Source organism: Streptomyces sp. NPDC091289 (genome assembly GCF_044757365.1).
GTDB lineage: Bacteria > Actinomycetota > Actinomycetes > Streptomycetales > Streptomycetaceae > Streptomyces.
Genome location: NZ_JBIVUT010000018.1, coordinates 192,977 through 213,395, shown reverse-complemented (window position 1 = coordinate 213,395; position 20,419 = coordinate 192,977). Strand labels below are relative to the sequence as shown.

General features: G+C 72.8%; 15 protein-coding genes. All 15 read left to right on the top strand.

Features of this window, described 5'->3' with window-relative positions:
- A partial coding sequence (locus ACIQPT_RS24605; protein WP_401158490.1) for an amino acid adenylation domain-containing protein occupies nucleotides 1-2,910 on the top strand: 2,910 nt, incomplete at its 5' end.
- A 49-nt stretch (nucleotides 2,911-2,959) separates the two neighbouring features.
- Complete coding sequence (locus ACIQPT_RS24600) at nucleotides 2,960-3,661, top strand: thioesterase II family protein (protein ID WP_401158488.1); 702 nt, start codon at nucleotides 2,960-2,962, stop codon at nucleotides 3,659-3,661.
- A 46-nt stretch (nucleotides 3,662-3,707) separates the two neighbouring features.
- On the top strand, nucleotides 3,708-4,532 hold the full coding sequence (locus tag ACIQPT_RS24595) for a mycofactocin-coupled SDR family oxidoreductase (protein WP_401158486.1): 825 nt from the start codon (nucleotides 3,708-3,710) through the stop codon (nucleotides 4,530-4,532).
- Between the two features lie 30 nt (nucleotides 4,533-4,562).
- Nucleotides 4,563-7,628 (top strand): amino acid adenylation domain-containing protein, encoded by a 3,066-nt coding sequence (locus ACIQPT_RS24590; protein ID WP_401158483.1) that lies wholly within the window; start codon nucleotides 4,563-4,565, stop codon nucleotides 7,626-7,628.
- 51 nt (nucleotides 7,629-7,679) lie between these two features.
- Nucleotides 7,680-9,458 (top strand): amino acid adenylation domain-containing protein, encoded by a 1,779-nt coding sequence (locus ACIQPT_RS24585; RefSeq protein WP_401158481.1) that lies wholly within the window; start codon nucleotides 7,680-7,682, stop codon nucleotides 9,456-9,458.
- Nucleotides 9,455-10,657, top strand: coding sequence for an NAD(P)/FAD-dependent oxidoreductase (locus ACIQPT_RS24580; protein ID WP_401158480.1), 1,203 nt, complete (start codon nucleotides 9,455-9,457; stop codon nucleotides 10,655-10,657). The genes ACIQPT_RS24585 and ACIQPT_RS24580 overlap by 4 nt, the downstream gene beginning before the upstream one ends.
- A 297-nt stretch (nucleotides 10,658-10,954) precedes the next feature.
- Nucleotides 10,955-11,782, top strand: coding sequence for an alpha/beta fold hydrolase (locus ACIQPT_RS24575; RefSeq protein WP_401158479.1), 828 nt, complete (start codon nucleotides 10,955-10,957; stop codon nucleotides 11,780-11,782).
- Between the two features lie 15 nt (nucleotides 11,783-11,797).
- On the top strand, nucleotides 11,798-12,799 hold the full coding sequence (locus ACIQPT_RS24570) for a hypothetical protein (protein ID WP_401158477.1): 1,002 nt from the start codon (nucleotides 11,798-11,800) through the stop codon (nucleotides 12,797-12,799).
- A gap of 29 nt (nucleotides 12,800-12,828) precedes the next feature.
- Entirely contained in the window at nucleotides 12,829-13,548 is a 720-nt protein-coding gene (locus tag ACIQPT_RS24565) for a 2-hydroxychromene-2-carboxylate isomerase (protein ID WP_401158474.1), read from the top strand.
- Between the two features lie 88 nt (nucleotides 13,549-13,636).
- Nucleotides 13,637-15,382: a phytoene desaturase family protein gene (locus ACIQPT_RS24560; protein ID WP_401158472.1), complete on the top strand. Its 1,746-nt coding sequence runs from the start codon at nucleotides 13,637-13,639 to the stop codon at nucleotides 15,380-15,382.
- A gap of 100 nt (nucleotides 15,383-15,482) precedes the next feature.
- Nucleotides 15,483-15,740, top strand: a complete 258-nt coding sequence (locus ACIQPT_RS24555; RefSeq protein WP_387997790.1) for an acyl carrier protein — start codon at nucleotides 15,483-15,485, stop codon at nucleotides 15,738-15,740.
- 144 nt (nucleotides 15,741-15,884) lie between these two features.
- Nucleotides 15,885-17,141, top strand: a complete 1,257-nt coding sequence (locus tag ACIQPT_RS24550; RefSeq protein ID WP_401158471.1) for a beta-ketoacyl-[acyl-carrier-protein] synthase family protein — start codon at nucleotides 15,885-15,887, stop codon at nucleotides 17,139-17,141.
- Nucleotides 17,138-18,277, top strand: a complete 1,140-nt coding sequence (locus ACIQPT_RS24545) for a beta-ketoacyl-[acyl-carrier-protein] synthase family protein (protein ID WP_401158470.1) — start codon at nucleotides 17,138-17,140, stop codon at nucleotides 18,275-18,277. Before ACIQPT_RS24550 ends, ACIQPT_RS24545 begins: the two co-directional genes overlap by 4 nt.
- Nucleotides 18,274-19,224, top strand: a complete 951-nt coding sequence (locus ACIQPT_RS24540; RefSeq protein WP_401158468.1) for a beta-ketoacyl synthase N-terminal-like domain-containing protein — start codon at nucleotides 18,274-18,276, stop codon at nucleotides 19,222-19,224. Before ACIQPT_RS24545 ends, ACIQPT_RS24540 begins: the two co-directional genes overlap by 4 nt.
- Before the next feature lie 46 nt (nucleotides 19,225-19,270).
- The gene (locus ACIQPT_RS24535; protein ID WP_401158466.1) at nucleotides 19,271-20,380 is read left to right on the top strand and encodes a beta-ketoacyl synthase N-terminal-like domain-containing protein; all 1,110 of its coding nucleotides are present in this window, start codon (nucleotides 19,271-19,273) and stop codon (nucleotides 20,378-20,380) included.
- The last annotated feature ends 39 nt before the right edge of the window (nucleotides 20,381-20,419 follow it).

Here is a 20,419-nt window from a genome sequence, read left to right as displayed (position 1 = left end):
GCGTCGTTGGATCTGCCGGGTCTGGTGGCGCGTCCGGTGGACGGGGAGGCGGGTGCGGCCAAGTTCGACCTCGGCTTCAACTTCGTCGAACGCACCGACCTCGACGGTTCCCCGGCCGGCATCGACATCACGCTGGACTACAGCGCCGATCTGTTCGACGAGGACACGGCCCGGCGGATCGGCGAGCGGCTCGTGCGCTTCCTCGGCGCGGGCGTCGCCGACCCCCAGGCGCCGCTCAGCGGGATCGACCTGCTCGACCCCGCCGAACGCGACCGGTTGCTGACCGGGTGGAACGACACGGCGCGGGTGCTGGAACTGCCCTCGTCGCCGGGGGAGGGTCCTGCCGGGGAGACGATTCCGGCGTTGTTCGCCGCGCAGGCGGCCCGGACGCCGCAGGCGCTCGCGCTGGTCGCGGAGGACGGCCGGTTCACCTACGCCGAGGTGGAGGCCCGGTCCGCCCGGCTCGCCGCCCGCCTCGTGGACCACGGGGTACGCCCCGGAGACGTCGTCGCCGTCGCCGTGCCCCGCTCCGCCGCCCTCACGGTCACGCTGCTGGCCGTGGTCCGGGCCGGTGCGGCCTACCTGCCGATCGAACTGGACTACCCGGCCGAACGGATCGCCGCCATGCTGGAGGACGCCGCTCCGGCAGCCCTGATCACCACGAGCGAGGCCCGCGGCGGCCTCCCCGCGGGCGGGGAGGACCTCGCCGCGCGGCTGATCGTGCTCGACGGTCCCGGCGCCGACGCGGAGCCGGTGACCCGGCCGGACGCGCCGCCCGGACCGCTGCCGGACTCCCCGGCCTATCTGATCTACACCTCCGGTTCGACCGGCCGCCCCAAGGGCGTTCTCGTGCCGCACCGGGGCATCGTCAACCGGCTGCTGTGGATGCAGCACGCCTACCCGCTCGGCCCGGACGACCGCGTGCTCCAGAAGACGCCTTCCGGCTTCGACGTATCGGTCTGGGAGTTCTTCTGGCCGCTGCTGGCCGGAGCGGTGCAGGTGGCGGCCCGGCCCGGCGGACACCGGGACGCGGGCTACCTCGCCCGGCTGATCCAGGACGAGAAGGTCACCACGGCGCACTTCGTCCCGTCCATGCTGGAGGTGTTCCTCGCCGATCCCGAGGCCGCCCACTGCACCGGACTGCGTCGCGTCCTGTGCAGCGGCGAAGCGCTGCCGTCCGGCCTGCGCGACCGCTTCCGGGCGGCGTTGCCGGCCGAGCTGCACAACCTCTACGGGCCGACCGAGGCGTCGGTGGACGTCACCGCCTGGGACTGCTCCGCCGAGTCCGACGCGGCGGTGGTCCCGATCGGCAGGCCGATCTGGAACACCCGGACCTATGTCCTGGACACCGCGCTCGCCCCCGCACCGGTCGGCAGCAGCGGTGAACTGTATCTGGGCGGTGTCCAGTTGGCGTACGGGTACCGGGGCAGGGCAGGTCTGACCGCCGAGCGGTTCGTGGCCGACCCGTACGGGCCGCCCGGGTCCCGGCTCTACCGGACCGGCGACCTGGCCCGGGTCACCCGCGACGGCGTGATCGAGTTCCTCGGCCGCACCGACGACCAGGTGAAGATCCGCGGCCAGCGGGTCGAACCGGGCGAGATCGAGCACGCCCTCGCCCAGCACGCCCTGGTGGGCAGCGCGATCGTGACGGTGTACGCGGCATCCACGGGCGACGCTCGCCTCGCCGCCTACGTCACGCCCGCGCGGCCGGAGGACCTTCCGGACCCGGCCGTCCTGCGCGACCACCTGGCCGGAACACTGCCCGCGCACATGGTGCCCGCCTCCTACACGGTGATCGACGCCGTGCCCGTCACACCCAACGGAAAGGTCGACAAGAAGGCGCTGCCCGCGCCACGGCAACTGGAGCGGCAGCCGGTCCGTGCTCCGCGCGACGGGGCCGAGGCGGAGCTCTGCGCGATCTTCGCGGAACTCCTCGGGCACGACACGGTCGGCGTCGACGACAACTTCTTCGAACTCGGCGGCCACTCGCTGCTCGCCACGAGACTCATCAGCCTGGTACGGGACCGGCTGGGCGCCGAGATGTCGGTGGTGGCGATCTTCGAGGCGCCGACCGCCGCCGCCCTGGCCGTCCGTCTCGCCGCCGCCGATACGACGGGCCCGCTCAGTAGGCTGCTGCCCCTGAACGCCGGGGGCCCCGGCACGCCGCTGTTCTGCGTGCACCCGCTCGGCGGACTCAGCTGGCCCTACGCCGGACTCGCCGAGCATCTGCCCCCGGGGGTCGGACTGTACGGCCTTCAGGCGGCCGGTCTCGGCGACGACGAGCCGCTGCCGGACACCGTCGAGGAGATGGCGGCCGACTACGTCGAACACATCCGCACCGTGCAGCCCGATGGCCCCTACCGGCTCCTCGGCTGGTCGCTCGGCGGCCGGGTCGCCCACGCCATGGCCGGACGGCTGGAGGCCGCGGGGCAGGAGGTCGAACTGCTCGCCCTGCTGGACGCCTACCCGCGCGCCGCGGCGGACCCGGTCGCGCCCTTCTCCGAGCGGGACTTCCTCGAAGGGATCCTCGTCGCCATCGGCGTGGAGGCATCCGAACTCGGCGGACCCGTGGAGCTCGACCGGGTGGCCGCCGCGATGCGGACATCCGGCAAGGAACTCGCCGGCCTGTCGGTCGCGCAACTGCGGCGCCTTCAGCGCGTGATGGCCAACAGCGTGCGGGTCGAGGCGGGTTCGGCCACCGGCCGTTGCGAGGCCGGAGCCGTGATCTTCACCGCGACCGTCGACCAGGCGGGCGAGCCGGATGCCTGGCTGCCCCACCTGGACGGCGAGCTGGAGGTCCACCACGTGGCCGTGGCGCACAACGACCTGATGGGTCCGCGGCCGTTGGCCGAGATCGGGGCGGTGCTGGCCAAGAAGCTGGCCGGGACCTCCGGCGGAGAAGGCGTCTGACGCCCGTCTCCCGCCACCGAACGCTCAACAGCAGACAGAAGGATGGAACATGCCGAAAACGACGCTTCTCTGTATCCCGTTCGCCGGCGCGGGCGCCTCGGTCTTCCGCCCCTGGGTCCCGCTCTCCCAGGACCGGTTCGAGGTCGCGGCCGTCCAGCTCCCCGGACGCGAACAGCGGTTCGCCGAGGAGCCCTACCGGGACGTGGACGTGGCGGTCGAGGGACTGCTGCCCGAGGTGCTGGAGCGGGTCTCCGGCGTGGGCCCGGTGGTGCTCTTCGGACACAGCCTCGGCGCGGTGCTCGCCTACGAGCTGGCACACCGGCTGGCCGCCACCGACGGCGTCGAGCTCGTCCGGCTCGTCGTGAGCGGTTCGCCGGGCCCCTGGACCCGCCGCGAGAACGGCGCCGCCGGTCTCGACGACGACGGGTTCCTGGAGCGCGTCAAGGAGTTCGCCGGCTATCGGCACGACGCCCTGGAGGACCCGGAGATGCGCGAGCTGCTCCTGCCCTCGCTGCGCGCCGACGTCGAGATGCACGAGAGCTACCTCGCGGCCTCCCCCGAGCCGGTGCCCGTACCGATCACCTCGGTGCGCGGAGCCGCCGACGCTCTCGTCACCCCCGACCAGGCCATGGAGTGGTCCAAGGCCACCAGCGGGGAGTTCGATCTCGTCCAGGTCGAGGGAGGCCACATGTATCTGGTCGACAACGCCGAGGCCCTGATCCGGGTCCTCGCGGACGTCTGCCCCGGCTGAGCGACCAGGACGAGTCGGCCGGCCGCCCCCAACCCGAGGAGACTTGGTGCGTCTGCAAGGAAAGACCGTCATCGTGACGGGAGCCGCACGCGGCGTCGGCCGGGCCTGTGCGCTCGCCTTCAGCCGGGAGGGCGCCGATCTGGTGCTGCTCGACGTCTGCGGCGACATCGAGGGGGTTCCCTACCCGCTGGGGACCCCGAGCCAGCTCGCGCACACCGCCGAGCGGTGCCGCCAGGAGGGGGCCGCCGTGCTCGTCGCGGAGGCCGACCTCCGCGACCGCGCCGCGCTGCGGACCGTCGTGGACCGGACCGTGGAGCGCTTCGGCCGCGTCGACGTGCTCGTCAACAACGCCGGAATCGCCGGGCCTTCGGGGAAGTCCGCCCATGACTTCACCGAGGACGAGTGGCAGGTGATGATCGACGTCAACCTGTCCGGCGCCTGGCGGCTCACCTCACTCGTCGGCCCCCTGATGACCGCCCAGCGCTCCGGCAGCGTGATCAACGTCGCCTCCACCGCGGGACTGGTCGGCTACCGGGGCTTCGCCGGCTACGCGGCGTCCAAGCACGGGCTGATCGGCCTGACCAAGGCCACCGCGCTGGACTACGCGCCGATGAAGGTCCGGGTCAACGCCCTGTGCCCCGGGTCGATCCGGGACGACAGCCAGGTCGAGGGGAGGATGCTCTCCGAGATCGCCCGCTCGCTGGACCTCCCGGTCGCCGAGCACGAGGAGACCTTCGTCCAGTCCCAGCCGATGAACGCACTGATCGAGCCGGAGGACGTCGCCGGCGCAGCCCTGTGGCTGGCGTCGGACGAGTCCCGGCAGGTGACCGGCTCCGTGCTCACCGTCGACGGTGGCTTCACCGCCCGGTGAGGCACCGCAACCATGCCAAGGGAACCAGTCGTGTCGCTCTCTGAACAGGATGCCGCAGCCGCTCTCACACCGGCCCGGCGCACTCTCGTCCACCCCCGTGACCGGGTCGTGGACCATGGCCCGGGAACGCCTGGCGCGGTATGCCACGCACTGTGCGTACGGCTGACCGGTGACCTCTCCCCGGGGCGGCGGAAGGAGACGGCCGAGAGGTTCGCCGCCCTGGCCGCCGGGCTCCGGGACGGCACGGCGACGGCCGCGGTCCTCCCCGGGACCGCGCGGTGGTGGCACGAGCCGGTGCCCTGCCGCTCCGACGCGCCCGACGCCGGACTCCGCCGGGACCGGGAGCTGGCCCGGCCACTGGTCGCCCACCGGGACGCGGGGGTGCGGGCGGTGCTGCTGGAGTACGCCGACGGCGTGGGCGAACTCGTGGTGGTCGCGCACCGGGCGGTCCTCGGGGCCGCCGCGCTGCACGACTTCGCCGCCGCGGTGCTGGGCCGGGAGCCCGCGGCCGACGGTTCCACCGTCGTACCCCCCGGCCCGGCCGGTGGGAGCGATGCCTCCGGGCGGGCCGACGCCTTCGCCGGCGCCCGGTTCGACGCCCAGCTGGACTGGGGGCTGGGCCGGCCGTACGGCCCGGAACCGGAGCGGACCCGGGTGCTGCGGCTGCCCGCGGACCATCCGGCGGGCGACACCGCGAGCTGGACCACCGCGCTCGGTCTTGTCCTCGCCCGCTACGAGGGCACGCACCGGCCCGTGCTCGCCGCCGTCGTGCCGGACCCCCTCGACCCGCACGGGGTCGAGGGCATCGCGCTGGTCCCCGTCGACGCCGACCCGGCGAGCACGCTCGGCACCGCCGACAAACGCGTCCGCGCGACCCTGGCGGAACCGGCCTGGCACACCGAGGAGCTCCGGCGACAACTGGAACCGGTGACCGGCGACATCGCGGCCGGGCCCGTCGTCGGGATCACTGTTCACGACGGGGCGGTGGCCGGGCTTCCCGGCGCCGTGCCGGTGACCTACCGGCCGTTCCAGCGCCCACCGTTCCCCCTGACCGTCTCGGTGGTCCGTGACGACGCGGGCCGCCGGGAAGTGCGGTGCGACGTCTCGGAGCGCCGGGTGCTCGCCGACGCCGCCGACCGGTTCCTGCACCATGTGGCCCGGGCCCACCGGATGCTTGCCGCATCGCCCGATCTTCCGTTCACCGAGCTGGAGTTGATGGACAAGGGCGAGCTGCGGCAGCTCGCCGCCCTCGGCCGGCCCGCCCCGCTTCCCGACGTCGAGCACCGACGCGTCGACGCCGCCGTCGCCGCCGTCGCGGCGGCCCGGCCCGACGCGATCGCCGTCTCCTTCGAGGGCGAGCACCTCACCTACCGCGAACTCGTCGGCCGTGCGGACAGGCTGGCGCACGCCCTGCGCTCGCTGGGGGTGGCCGAGGGGGATCGGGTCGGGGTGTGCCTGGAGCGCTCCGCCGAGCTCGTCGTCACCCTGCTCGCCGTGCTCCGGGCCGGTGCCGTCTACGTACCGATGGACCCGGCCCACCCCCGGGAACGGCTGGCGCACACCGCGACCGACGCCCGTCTCGGTACCGTCGTCACCGACCACGCGGAATTCCCGGCCGCCGACGGGGACATGACGGTGATCACGCCGACCGCGCTCGCGGACCTCGCCCCCGAGGCGTGCGACGGGCCCCCGCCCACCACGTCCGGAGCGCGGGACCCGGCGTACGTGATCTACACCTCCGGGTCCACCGGCCGCCCCAAGGGAGTCGTCGTTCCGCACGGGAACGTGCTCAGCCTGATGGCCGCCACGACCGAGGACTTCGGGCTCGGCCCGGACGACACCTGGACCCTGTTCCACTCCAGCGCCTTCGACTTCTCGGTGTGGGAGATCTGGGGGTGCCTGCTCACCGGTGGGCGGCTGGTCGTCGTGCCCTACTGGGTCTCCCGTTCCGCGGAGGACTTCCACCGGCTGCTCCTGGAGGAGCGGGTCTCCGTGCTCAGCCAGACGCCGTCGGCCTTCGCCCAGCTGCTGGAGGTCGAGCGCGACGGCGCCGGACCCGTACCCGTACGGCTGGTGGTCTTCGGCGGTGAGGGCCTCGAACCGCGCGTCCTGCTGCCCTGGTTCGACCGGCATCCGGAGACCGCGTGCCGGGTGGTCAACATGTACGGCATCACCGAGACCACCGTGCACGTGACCGCGCAGACCGTGACCCGGGCCGAGGCGCTCTCCGGATCACGGTCGGTGGGACCCGCTCTGCCCGGCTGGTGGGTGAAGGTCGCCGACCCCGAGGGGAGGCCGCTGCCGCTCGGCGTCGCCGGGGAGATCCTCGTCGGCGGCGCCGGCGTCGCCTCGCACTACCTGAACCGGCCGGACCTCACCGAGCAGCGCTTCCTGCTCGACCCGGGCACCGGAGAACGCGTCTACCGCAGCGGCGACAAGGGGCGGATGCTGCCCGACGGGCGACTGGAGCACCTCGGCCGGCTGGACAACCAGATCAAGCTGCGCGGATTCCGCATCGAGCTGGACGAGATCCGCGCCGTGCTCCTGGACGATCCGCTGGTCGCCGCCGCCGCCGTCGTGCTCAACCGGACCGACCCGCAGGACCCGGCGACGGCCCAACTGGACGCGTTCGTGGTGCTGGAGGGCGAGGACACCGCCGCCGTGCGGCAGCGTGCCGCCCGGTACCTGCCGACGTACATGGTGCCCTCCACGATCACCCCGGTCGACCGGATGCCGCTGACCGCCAACGGCAAGCTCGACGCCCGCCGGCTGCCCGCCCCCGCTCCGGCGGCGAGGACCGCACCGGTCCCGGCGGCCGGTCCCCCGGCGGCCGTCGCACCCAGTGCGGACCGGGCCGGGGACACCGGGGGCGTGGAGCCGGTGAACGCCTTCGCCGCCGTGCTGCTCGACGTCTGGCAGGACGTGCTGGGCACGTCCGTCGGGCCGGACGACAACTTCTTCGACCTCGGCGGCAACTCGCTGCTGGCCATGCGGGTCGGTGCCGCGCTGCGGCGACGCGGCGGCACGACGGTCTCCATGCGGGACCTGTACCTGTTCCCCACGGTCCGCCGGCTGGCCGCGGAGCGTGCCGAGTGACCCCCCTGCCCCTGAGCACGAAGCGTCCTGTTCGAGTGGATGGAAGACATGATGGCTGACCCGCTGCTGCCCGAACTCTTTCAGCGACAGGCGGCACGCACTCCGCACGCCGTCGCCGTCCGCTCCGGCGGGCAGGAGCTGACCTACGCCGAACTGAACACCCGGGCCAACCGGTTGGCCCACCACCTGACCGGCCGGGGCATCGGCCCGGAACACCTGGTCGGGGTCCGGCTGCCCCGGTCGGCCGACCTGGTGGTGGCGCTGCTCGGCATCCTCAAGTCCGGTGCTGCGTACGTTCCGATGGACAGCGACGCACCGGCCGAGCGCATCGCGTTCATCGTCGGGGACACCGGGCTGGACCTGGTGATCGCGGAGGCCCCCGCGCCGCCCGGCCCGGCGGGCGGGCCCGGGACGACCACGGTCACGGTGGCCCTCGCCGACGCCGCGACCGCCGGGCTGCCGCACCACGACCCCTCCGACGCCGACCGGACCGCCCCGCTCACCGCGGAGAATCTCGCCTACGTCATCTACACCTCCGGCTCGACCGGCCGTCCCAAGGGGGTCGCCGTCCAGCACGACACCCTGGCGGCCTACCTCTACTTCGCCCTCGCGGAGTACCCGGGGCTGGCGGACGGGGCGCTGCTGCACTCCCCGGTCGCCTTCGATCTCACCGTCACCGCGCTGTACGGCCCGCTGCTGCTGGGCGGCTGCCTGCGGGTCGCCTCCCTGGACCGCGAACCCGAGGACACGGCGGAGGAGCGGCCGGGCTTCGTCAAGGCGACCCCGTCGCACCTGCCGCTGCTCACCGTGCTCCCCGACACGCTCTCGCCCACCCGTGAACTCGTGGTGGGCGGCGAGATGCTGCGCGGCGACGTCGTCGAGCAGTGGCGCCGTGCCCATCCCGGTGCGGCGGTGATCAACGAGTACGGCCCCACGGAGGCGACGGTCGGGTGCTGCACCTTCCGGATCGCACCGGACGACGAGATCGCTCCGGGAGCCGCCCCCATCGGCGTCCCCACGCCGGGCACGGTCCTGCACGTGCTCGACGAGCGGCTGGCGCCTGTCGGTCCCGGCACCGCCGGCGAGCTGTACATCGCGGGTGTCCAGGTCGCCCGTGGCTATCTCTCCCGGCCCGGACTCACGGCCGAGCGGTTCGTGGCCGACCCCTTCGACGACGGCCGGATGTACCGCACCGGGGACATCGCCCGGGTCCGGCCGGACGGGGTGTTCGAGTACCTCGGCCGCACCGACGACCAGGTGAAGATCCGTGGCTACCGGATCGAACTCGGCGAGGTCGCCTCGGTGCTGGGATCCCGGCCCGGCGTGCGGCAGGCCGCGGCCGTCGCGCGCGAGGACCGCACCGGCGACCGCTATCTCGCCGGCTATGTGGTGCCGGAGGACGATGCGGCGGTGGATCCCGACGAACTGCGCGACGCCCTGGCGCGGTTGCTGCCCGCGTACATGGTGCCGTCCAGGATCATGGCCCTCGACGCACTGCCGCTGACCGCGAACGGCAAGCTCGACCAGGCCGCGCTGCCGGAACCCCCGGCCGCGGAAGCGGTGGTGGCGGACACCGGACCGGGCACCCCTGCCGAGACGCGGATGTGCGCCCTGTTCGCCGAGGTTCTGGACGTGCCGGCGGTCCATCCGGACGACGACTTCTTCCACCGGGGCGGCAACAGCCTGCGGGCCGCGCGGCTCGCCGGGAAGGCCCGTACGGAGGGCTGGCGCCTCGGACTGCGCGACGTGCTCGAGCTGCGCACCCCGCGGGCCCTGACCGCCCACGTCCAGGAGGCGGAGTCCGCCACCACCGCCGGACCGACGTCATGAGCGTCGACCGCGTGGTGATCGTGGGGGCCTCGGTCGGGGGCAGCAGGGTCGCGGCCGGACTGCGGGACGCGGGCCACACCGGCTCCCTCGCCCTCGTCGACCCCGACCCGGACGCCCCCTACGACCGGCCCCCGCTGTCCAAGCAGGTCCTCGCCGGCGACTGGGACCCCGCGCGGATCTCCCTGGGGAGCCCGGAGCAGTGGGAGGCCCGGCGCCATGTCGCCGCCGCCACGTCCCTGGACCCGGCCGGCCGGGTCCTGCGGCTGGACTCCGGGGAAGAACTCCCGTATGACCGGCTGGTGCTGGCCTGCGGGGCGCTGCCTCGTACCCTGCCCGGCATGCCGCGCCCGGGTGTTCACGTGGTGCGGACGCTGGCCGACTCCCTCCGGCTGCGCGACGACCTGGACCGCATCGGATCCGGGAAGCTGGTGATCGTCGGCGGCGGATTCGTCGGCGCCGAGGTGGCCTCGACCGCCCGCGCGCGCGGTATCGGAGTGACCCTGGTGGAGGCGGCGGCCGTCCCGCTGTCCGGGCTGCTCGGAGAGGCCGCGGCGGCCGAACTGGCGCTGCTGCACGCGGACAACGGCGTACGGCTGCTGGGCGGCGCCCCGGTCGCCGGACTGGTCGGCGACCGGGAGGTCACCGGGGTGCGGCTCCAGGACGGCACCACGCTGCCGGCCGACGCCGTCGTCGTCGGTGTCGGCGTCCGGCCCGCGACGGACTGGCTGACCGGCTCCGGTCTACCGCTGGACGCCGACGGCGGGGTGCTCTGCGACGAGCACTGCGCCGTCGGCGCCGACCGGTCGGTGTACGCGATCGGGGACGTCGCCCGCTGCCACGACCCGCGGCTCGGCCGGCACGTCCGGGTCGAGCACTGGACCAACGCCGTGGAGCAGGCGGACGTCGTCGTCGCCGACATCGTCGGGCCGGAGCGGGGGGTCCACCGGCACGAGCGCTTCGTCTGGTCCGACCTGTACGGCGGGAAGGTCGCGCTGCTGGGACGTCCGGAGCCGGACGACGAGGTCAGTGTGGTGCGCCGCGACGGTCCGCGCAGGCGTTTCGCCGTGGCGTACCACCGCGGCTCCCGGCTGTGCGCCGCGCTGACCGTGAACTGGCCGAAAGCCCTGATGGCGGCCCGCCGTGCGATGGCCGGACCGGCCGGCGCGGACGATGTCGTGAGCGCTTGGAAAGAGCTGTAGTCGCAGCTTGCTGAAACGGCCCTGTCGGATCGCGGGGATTCTCCGGCACGATCGGATCAGCGCCGCGGGAGAACCGGTGACCGCCTGGCAGGAATGGTCGCCCGTGCTTTTTCGGTGCTGCGTCGCCCCGACGCGGTACGGCCCTGATCGCGTTTCCCAAGAGCCTCCCGCACCCGGGAATTCGGCTGTCGAGCAGCACGGCGTCAGCGGACGCCGGCCGGAACGGACGTGGTTCCGTTCGCTGTCCCCCTGGTCCATTTCTCCTCCCCGTTCCCCATTTCCCTCGAAAGGGTTCCCGTGTTCCCGAACAGCGATGTCGAGCCGCTCGTGGTCCGACAGCGAGGTAGGTCCGCGCGAGCGGGCCACCGAGCCCTGCTGTTGCACGGCCTCGGCAGCAGCGAGAGCTGCTGGGACTCCTTCGTCGCCCACCGGCCGCCGGAGCTCGACCTGTGGACGGCGGGACTGCCCTGGCGGTCCGGCGGCCCGTACGCGGTGGCCGGGCGCGCCGAGAGCGGGTGGATCGATGCGGCGGTCCGGCAGGTCCCCGGCGGCGCCGACGTGGTGATCGCGCACTCCTACGCGACGATCCTGCTGCTGGAGCTGCTGTCGGACCTGGCGGTCGCCGGAGTGCATCCGCGGGAGGAGCTCGGGATCCGTGCCGTGGTCCTGGTCTCGCCGTTCTACCGGAAGCACCCCAACGACTTCACCTGGGCCGAACTGCCGGGGAACCTCACGGCGATGCGGCGCAGCGCGGAGGACCACATCGAGCTGATGTCCCGCAACGGCCTGGCCCCCGGCGTTCGGGCCGACATGGCCGAACTCGCCTGCGCGCGGCTGGGTCCGTACTGGGCGGTCCGCTACCTCGACGCCTATCTGCGGACCCCCTTCCTGGCCCTCGAACGGATCGACCTGCCCGTCCACCTCGTGGTGGGCGACGACGACCCGGTCGCCCCGCCCGCCGAGGCCGAGGCGCTGGCCGTCGGACTCGGCGGCCACGCGTCGATCGAGCGGATCGACGGCTGCGGGCACACCCCGATGGCCGAGCGGCCCGAACGGTTCTCGCTCGCCGTCCAGCAATTCCTCGCCACCCTGTCCGCCGGGCACACCCCGGCGGCGGCCAACTGAGTACGGGAGCACACGATGACCACCCTGTCCGACGTCGAGCTCAAGAAGCTGCTGAACGAGCCGAGTTCCGTGACGATGCGCCCGCCCTACGAGGGCGGCAACATCAACACCGCCATCGGCTTCAAGTGCGTCAACTACCTGCTCGAGGCAGCCGTCCTCGACCACTTCCGGGCCGTCGGCCTCGGCGCCACCGAGCTGTTCCTCGTACACGGCGTGAACTTCGACGTCACCGGGGTCGACACCCGGCTGCACACGGTCCTCACCCTCGACGACGACGTGCTGCTGGAGGTCACGCCGAAGACGAAGGACACCGACGCCGCGATGGTCTTCGCGGTGACCGCGACCGTCCAGCGCGACGGTGCGCCGAAGAAGGCCGTCAGCTCCAAGCTGCGCGTGCTGCTGCGCCGCGACACCAACGTCGAGGCCACCGCGCCGCTCCCCGCCGAACTGGAGCGCTTCGTCGTCGACCGCCTCGCCACCGCGGAGCCCACCGAGCTCGCCGCCACCCCGGTCGACGACTTCGCCGGCGCCGTGCACCGCGGTGAGGGCAGCGACAGCGACCCGGTGCTCGCCGAGATCATCGGCGACGAGAACGCGGTCGGCTGGAAGTGGAAGGTGCCGTACTACTACTGCCACTTCACCGAGCGTATGCAGATGTCGGGCTACCTCCGCCAGATGGAGGAGGCCAAGCACGTCTTCGTCGCCTCGCGCGGCATCAGCATCAAGCGGATGCTCAACGAGCGCGGCTGGATCCCCGTCGTGACGCAGTGCAAGCTGCACTTCACCGACGAGACGATCATGGAGGAGAACCTCTACACCGTCTACACGGTCGAGTCCGTCTTCAAGGACATGCTCTACACCTCCCGCGTCGACTTCTACGTCGTGCGCGACGGCAAGCTCGTCCAGACCGCCACCGGTTCGATCACCCACGGCTACTGCCACAAGGAATCGCCGGACGCCGAATGGCAGATGACGGTCTTCGACGACGAGGTCCTCCGCGCTCTGCGCGGCGCGTGACCCACGACGATCCCAGTCCCGGAGGACCCATGGCTCCCAAGCGCCCGCCGCGCTGGTACTTCTCCCTGCGCAGCCCCTACTCCTGGTTCGCCTACCGCGACCTGATGTCCGACCATCCCGAGGTGCTCGGCGCCATCGACTGGCTGCCGTTCTGGGAGCCGGACGAGTGGACCGCGAAGCTGCTGGCACAGGAGGGGGTCACCCTTCCGATCGTCGCCATGAGCCGAGCGAAGAACTTCTACATCCTGCAGGACACCCGCAGGCTCGCGACCGACCGCGGGCTGGACCGGATCAGCTGGCCGATCGACCGGGACCCCTGCTGGGAGGTCTCCCACCTCGCGTGGATCGCCGCCGAGGACGAGGGCCGGGGCAAGGACTTCGTCGCGGCGGCGTACCGGGCCCGCTGGCAGGACGGGAAGAACATCTCCGAGCCCGCCGTGATCGCGGACATCGCGACCGAACTGGGCCTGGATCCGCAGCGGTTGTCGACCGCGGCCGACGACGCGGACCTGCGCGGGCGGGGTGCGGAACTGCTCGCGGAGTCGGCGCACGACGGACTCTTCGGGGTGCCGTTCTTCATCAACGGCAGGGACAAGTACTGGGGTCTCGACCGGGTCGAGCCCTTCGTCGAGGCCGTCCGCGGCAGCGAGCGGCCCGCCGCGCGCACCGTGGAGGCGCCCGACCCGGCCACCCACGCCGAGCTGCTCGCGGCCGGCGGGGACCAGGGACACGCCGGCGGCTGCGGCTGAGACCGGCCGGCGGTCGCGGCACGGAACGCGACCGACGGCCTCATCCGAGCGACGAACGACCACTGCGGCAAGCGACGAGGAGACGACTGTGGACAGCAACCCCGACGACACCGGGCGCGGAGCCGTGCGGCGCTCGGCGGGCGGCGACCACTGGGACGCCGTGGTGGTGGGCGCCGGCCTGGGCGGACTGACCGCCGCGGCCTATCTGGCCACCGCGGGCCGTCGCGTCCTGGTGCTGGAGCAGTTCTCGGTGGTCGGCGGCAACAGCCATGTCTTCCGCCGCCGCCGCAGCTACGAGTTCGACGTCGGCGTCCACTATCTCGGCGACTGCGCGTCCGGTGGTGTCATCCCGTCCATCCTGAACGGGGTGGGGCTGGGCGGCCGGATCGAATTCCTGGAGATGGACCAGAACGGGTTCGACCTGATCAGGGTGCCGGGCGCTTCGGTGGACATGCCCGCGGGCTGGTCCGCCTACCGGGACCGGCTCATCGCCGCGATGCCGGACGAGGCCGCCGGGCTGCGGACCTTCACCGACATCTGCTCGGCCGTCGGCGCGGAGCAGCGCTCGGCCCTGTTCGAGGCCCACGACTGGTCCGCCCAGGACATCGCGGACGGCACCGTGACCGTACGGGAGTGGGGCAGGCGGACGCTGGACGAACTGTTCCAGCACTGCGGGCTCTCGTCCCGGGCCCGCACCGTACTCGCGGCGCAGGCCCCGAACTACGGCCTGACGCCGCGCCAGGCCACGGTCGCCCGGCACACCAGCGTCACCGACCACTATCTGCGCGGGGCCTACTTCCCGGCCGGCGGCGGTCAGACTCTCGCGGCGGGCCTGGTCGAGGTGATCGAGGCGCACGGCGGCGAGGTCCGTACCCGCAGCAGGGTGGCGCGCATCCTGGTCGAGGACCGCAAGGTCACCGGCGTCGCCCTGGAGGGCGGTGGGACGGTCACCGCCGACCTGGTGGTGTCCAACGCCGACTACCGGCGGACCGTGCTCGACCTGGTCGGGCCCGAGCACTTCTCGAAGCCGCTGGTCAACCGCACCCGCAACGCCCGGATGGGTATGCCGTGGCTGGTGCTCTACCTCGGCCTCGACACCGATCTGCGGGAGCGCCCGAACGCCAACCTGTGGTGGTACGACACCGACGACATCGACGGCTACTTCGAGCGGGCGCGGACAGGTGACATCGACGAAGTCCCTTTCCTGTTCTGCTCGTTCGCCTCGCTCAAGGACCCCGGCAACACCACGCTCTGCCCGCCGGGGCACGCCAACCTCCAGGTCATGACCCTGTGCCCGCCCGACTACGCGTGGTGGGGCGTCGAGGACGGAGCCGGCGGGGACGGCGGAGGCTACCGCCGCAACGCCCAGTACCTCCGGCGCAAGCAGGAGCTGACCGAGGCGACGCTGCGCGCGGCCGAGAAGGCCCTCGGGCCGCTGCGCGGCCACATCACCCACCTGGAGGCGGCGACCCCGCTCACCCATGAGCGGTACACGCTGTCCTCCGGCGGCACCCCGTTCGGCATGGCCGAGTGGGGCGGCACCGCCCGCCCCGGCACGGCGACCCACATCGCCGGGCTGCACGTGGTCGGAGCCAGCACGCAGGCGGGCAACGGTGTCGCGGGCGTCATGCTCGGCGGCATCTCGTGCGCCTCCCAGATCCTCGGTACGCCCCTGCTCGCCCGGGCCCGGGAGGGAGCGGTGTTCGGCGACCCCGACCTGCTCCCGGACCGGCCGGACGGCTGGGACCCGAGGGAGATCTGCCGGGGTGTCTCCCGGCGTACGCGTTCGGGTCCCCCGGCAGCGGCCCGGGACCTGGCCGGCACGTCCGGCTGAGAACGGGCGGTCCTCCGACCTGCAGGCGGACCGTCGAGCAGTAACCGACCGATCGAAGAACCGATCGAAGAACCGATCGCCGAACAGAGAGTGATTCGCCATGACCACGACCATCACCACCGAGCACCAGGCCCGCATCAAGGAGATCGTCTGCGACATCCTCGAGCTCGAGGAGGACGAGGTGACCGACGGCGGCCTCTTCAAGGAGGAGTACGGAGCGGACTCGCTGCGCGCCATCGAGATCCTCGCCGGCCTGGAGAAGGAGTTCAAGGTCACCATCGACCAGGCCGAGCTGGAGCGCATGGTCAACCTCGACGGCGTCTACGCCGTCGTCGGCGAGTCCATCGACGCCAAGTAGGCACGGCCTCGTCCCGAAGCGAGCAGGGAGAGCCGGCGGCGGCGGCGCCGGCTCTCCGGCCCGGCGGTCGTCCCCGACCGCCGCGCCGGAGCTCCGTCCCCGACCCCCTTTCCGTGGTGAACCAGGCCGTACCGAGGGAGATTGATGTCTGAGAGCCTTTCCGACGCGATGCGCGACGACGCGGCGTCCCGGGTGGTGCTGACCGGGTTCGGCGTGTTCTCCAGCATCGGTGTCGGCGCCGATGAATTCGCCGAGGGCCTGCGCGCGGGCCGCAGCGGCGCGAAGCCGATCACCGTGTTCGACACCGAGGGTTTCGCCCACGCCAACGGGTGCGAGATCGACGGGTCCGAGCCGGAGCGCTGGATTCACCACCTGCCCGTGGAGACTCTGGGCAGGGCGACGAAGTTCTCCGTCGCCGCAGCCCGGATGGCCGTCGAGGCCGCCGGGATCGATCTGGAGACGCTGCGCGCACAGCGCGGCATGATCTCCATCGGCACCACCGACGGCGAGTCCTACGACCTGGACCACCTGGTGGAGACCGAGATCGACTCGGGCTCCGCCGCCATGGAACCGACCGTGGCCCGCCGGATCTCACCGAACCGGCTCTCCATCGCCGCCGCCCAGGAACTCGGCCTGTCCAACGTCGACGCGGTGACCATCGCCACCGCCTGCTCGGCCGGCAACTACGCGATCGGCCAGGGCTTCGACGCCATCCGCTCCGGCGCGGTCGACTACGCGCTCTGCGGCGGCGCGGACGCCATGTGCCGCAAGACGTTCACCGGCTTCTACCGGCTCGGCACCATCGCCCCGGACGTCTGCCGCCCCTTCGACTCCGAGCGCAAGGGCATCCTGACCGGCGAGGGCGCGGGTGTGCTGATGCTGGAGAGCCTGGCCTCCGCACGGGCCCGCGGCGCACGTATCTACGCCGAGGTCCTCGGGTACGGCATGAACTGCGACGCCTACCACCAGGTCGCGCCCAACCAGGCGAGCGTCGCCCGGTGCATGGAGATAGCCCTGGAGAACGCCGGTGTGAAGGCGCAGGAGGTCGACCTGGTCTCCGCCCACGGAACCGGCACCAAGGCCAACGACGTCACCGAGTCGCGGGCCATCCACGATGTGTACGGCGACACCCCGCCGCGCACCGTCTCGCTGAAGTCGATGCTCGGCCACACGATGGGCGCCGCCAGCGCCCTGGCCGCGATCGCGTGCGCCCTCTCGGCGTACCACGGCTTCATCCCCCCGACCATCAACCACCGCGAGACCGATCCCGAGTGCGAGATCGACTGCGTGCCCAACCGGTCCGTCGAGGCGGACCTGCGCATCGTGCAGAACAACGGGCTCGCCTTCGGCGGCAACAACGCCATCGTGATCCTCGGCAAGTACGAGGACGGTGAGCGGTGAAGCTGCCCATCACCGGTTTCGGTGCGGTCGCGAGCATCGGCCGGGACGCCGACGAGATCTTCGGCAGTCTCTGCGCCGGGCGCGGCGGACTGGGACCGATGCGCGGATTCGACCACGGGCTCTACGAGGGCACCGAGCTGTTCGAGATCGACGACCGGCCGGAGCCGGGAGCCGACCGGACCCTGCGGGCCACCGGATTCCTCCTGGACGCCGTCGCGCAGGCCGCGCGGGCGGCCGGACTCGGCGACGACCTGTCCGACTGCCCGGTTCTCGTGGGCACCGGGCTGCGCGAACTGCGCTCGGCCGAGCTGTGGTGGCGCGACAAGGCGCCCTTCGGACCGGAACAGCTGCACTTCGGTACCGCCCTGCGCGAGCGCTTCGGCACCGCGGACACCCACACCTTCTCCAACGCCTGCTCCGCGTCGCTGTACACGCTGGCGCTCGGCGCGGACATGCTGATGCTCGGCGAGGCGGACACCGTGATCGTCGCGGGCGTCGACTCGATCACCGAGAGCATGTTCGGCCTCGCCGACCGCGTCCAGCCGGAACCGCCCGGCGCGCTGCGGACACTCGACGTCAACCGCAAGGGCACGATCCTCGGCGACGGAGCCGCGGCCGTCGTGCTGCGCCGCGAGGACGTCGCCGGCCCGGTCGGCCGGCTGTGGGGGAGGCTGCGCGGGGTCGGGATGACGTGCGACGCCAAGCACCCCACCGCCCCCGACCAGAAGCAGGTCGCCGAAGCGATCCGGCAGGCGCACCGTCACGCGGGCACCCGGCCCGCCGACATCGACCTGCTGATGCTGCACGGCACCGGGACGCCGTTGAACGACCTGGTCGAGGCCTCGGCGTACGGCGAGGTCTTCGGCGAGGACGCCGGCGGTCCCGTGGTGACCGGCATCAAGCCGATGACCGGGCACACCAGCGGGTCGGCGGGGCTGCTCAGCCTGGTCGTCGCCCTGCAGGTGATGGACAGCGGCCGGGTTCCGCCGCTGGTCGGACTGGAGCAGCCGATCGAGGAGGCCGCGGGCCTCCGGCTGGTCCGCCACGAGGAGGCCAAGCACGAGGTCTCGCTCGCTCAGGTACACGGGTTCGGATTCGGCGGGATCAACGCCGTGGCGATTGTCGAGGCACCATGAAGATCTGTGTCACAGGCGTGGGTGTGGCGCTTCCGGGCGCCGACTCGGCCGCCGCGCTCGCGGCGGCCCGGCAGCCCTCGGACCCGGTCGATCCGGCCGCCGTCCTGGGGAAGAAGGGGCTGCGGTACAAGGACCGCTCGACCCAGCTCGGGCTGGTCGCCGCCCAGCGGGTGCTGAGCGACGCGGGCATGCTGCGCGAGGGCGGACTCGCCGTCGACGGGACCCGGGTGGCGGTGCTCGTCAGCTCCAACCTGGGCAACCTGGACACCGTCTGCCGGGTGGCCAGGACCATCGCCGACGAGGGCACCCGCGGGCTGAGCCCGATGGACACCCCGAACGCCTCCAGCAACATCATCGCCTCCGAGATCGCGATCAGGTTCCGTCTGCACGGCCCCAACCTGATGGTGTGCAACGGCCCGGCCTCCGGGCTCGACGCCGTCCGCTGGGGCATCGCCCTGCTGCGCGCGGGCCGTGCCGATCAGGCGGTCGTGGTCGGGGTCGAGCCGGACAACGAGATCGTCCGCGAGCTGGTCGGCGGCCCGGTCGCCGACGGCGGTGCGGCGCTGGTGCTCGAACGGTCCGAGGCCGCCGAGGCACGCGGAGCGACCGTCCGCGCCGAGGTCGGTGGTCACACCCGCGGCGCGAGCGTGGCCGAGAACTTCGCCCGGCTCGCCGCCGAGGAACCGGCCTCCCTGGGCGGCTGGTTCGCCTCCGGCAGCGCCGCCGCCGCTCTGCCGTCCGAGCTGCCCGGTCACGATCTCGCCGCCACCTGGGGCGAGTTGTCCGGTGCGCTGGGACTCGTGCAGTGCGCGGCGGCGATAGCCGGGTTCGCCTCCGGACCGGGCGGCCCGGTGTACCTGGCCGCCGGCGGGGACGACGACGACGGCAGTGCGGCCCTGGTGCTGCGGCCGCCCGCCCCGACGGCTTCCGAGCCGGTCGCGGTCTGAGAGACGCATCGGCCTTGACCCCTCTTGAGCAGGACGGAATGTGACCATGACCTTTTCGGCGAGCGCGTCCGCGACCCTGAACCGGCCGGTGATCACCGCGTGGTCCGCGGTGTCACCGCACGGGATCGGCAAGGACGAGTTTGTGACCGGCACGCTGGCCGGTACGAGTGCCTCGGCGCCCCTGGACGCCGAGGAGTGGGCGACCCCGGACGGCCGGGCCTGCCTGGTGCCCGGCTTCGAGCTGCGCGAGGTCCTCGGCAAGAAGGGCACCCGGTCGATGGACCGGGTGACGGGCCTGGCCGTCACCGCCGTCCGTGACCTGCTGCGCGACGGCGAGGGCCGGCGGCGGGGCGGCGACGAGGAGACCGCCCTGGTGCTGGGCACGACCACCGGCAGCGCGCAGAGCATGATGGACTTCACCCGCGCCTCCCTCGTGGGCGACCGCCCCTACTACGTCGACCCGTCGCTGATGCCGAACGCGGTGATGAACTGCGCCGCCGGCCAGTGCGCGATCTGGTACCGGCTGAAGGGCCCGAACACCACGATCGCCGGCGGCCGGGTCGCGGGGCTGTCCGCGCTGAGCTACGCGAGCGGGCTGCTCGGCTCCGGCCGGGCCGAGACCGTGCTGTGCGGCGCGGTCGAGGAGTTCTCCAACGCGCGGGCCTGGCTGGACCACCACCGGCGGCGCGAGGACGCGACGGGCGCCCTGCTGGGCGAAGGATGCGCGATGTTCCAGCTGGAGTCCTCGGCCGGGCAGGACACCCCGCCGCTGGCCGAGGTGCTGGCGGTGGAGTCACGCGTCTACTTCGGCACCGAGGTCGGTCCGGTCCTCGACGCCTGCGTCGACGGGGTCCTGACGCGCTCCGAGGTGAACGCCGAGGACGTCCGGGCGGTCTCCGCCTCCGAACTCGCCGGCACCGTGGGCGACCAGGAGCGCGCGGTGCTGACCGCCCGCTTCGGAGCGGCAGCCCTGGACCGGGCGCCGTCACTCGCTCCGATCGGGGACACCTCGGGCGCCTCGGCCGCGTTCCAGATCGGCTCCCTGCTGAGCCTGGCCGAGCAGGGCGGCGTGCCCGCCGGAAGCGTCGTCCTCGTCTCCTCGGTGGACGACGACGGCATCGTCGCCTGCGCGGCGCTGCGCCTGCGCGGCCACTGAACGGCCGCACGCACCGACCCGCACCACTGATCCGCATTC